This window comes from Bacillus sp. JJ722, from assembly GCF_036963345.1.
Lineage (GTDB): Bacteria > Bacillota > Bacilli > Bacillales > DSM-1321 > Bacillus_AD.
Genome location: NZ_JBALMO010000369.1, coordinates 5,384 through 6,151, shown reverse-complemented (window position 1 = coordinate 6,151; position 768 = coordinate 5,384). Strand labels below are relative to the sequence as shown.

The following is a 768-nucleotide window of genomic DNA, read 5'->3' as shown; positions in this document are numbered from 1 at the left end:
AGAACAATTAATAATATATCATATGATTTTCATGGCGTCAACAACTAAAAATAACTTTAATATATTTTTCTTCCCTCTAACTATTACGATGCTTCATAACTCATCTTTTTATACAAACAAAAGGTTATCTCGTAACTATTACAAGATAACCTCTAAATCGATATTATTTACCAATAACTTCTTTTCCACCCATGTATGGACGTAGCACTTCTGGAATTTCAACACTTCCATCTTCACGTTGATAATTCTCTAGGATAGCAGCTACTGTACGCCCAATCGCTAAGCCAGATCCATTTAATGTATGCACATGTTCTGGCTTTCCTTTCGCATCACGACGGAAACGGATGTTAGCACGTCTTGCTTGGAAGCCTTCAAAATTACTGCAAGAAGAAATTTCACGATATACCCCGTAGCTTGGTAACCAAACTTCAATATCATATTTCTTCGCAGCTGTGAATCCTAAATCAGCCGTACACATGCTTAATACTTGATATGGTAATCCAAGCAATTGTAATACTCTCTCTGCATTACTTGTAAGCTTCTCTAACGCTTCATAAGAATCTTCTGGTTTAACAAATTGAACAAGCTCAACTTTATTGAATTGGTGCTGACGAATTAATCCTCTTGTATCGCGTCCAGCAGATCCAGCTTCTGAGCGAAAACAAGCACTATATGCTGCGTAACGGACTGGTAAATCTTCAGCACTCAAAATTTCATCGCGGTGCATATTTGTTACAGGTACTTCTGCTGTTGGAATCAAGAAATAAT

Annotated in this window: 1 protein-coding gene; it reads right to left on the bottom strand. The window is 36.8% G+C overall.

Annotation, left to right across the window (positions count from 1 at the left end; genetic code table 11):
• Nucleotides 1–163: 163 nt before the first annotated feature.
• Nucleotides 164–768: serine--tRNA ligase (gene serS, locus V7014_RS26245; protein WP_335511926.1), on the bottom strand; the 605-nt coding region annotated here is incomplete at its 5' end.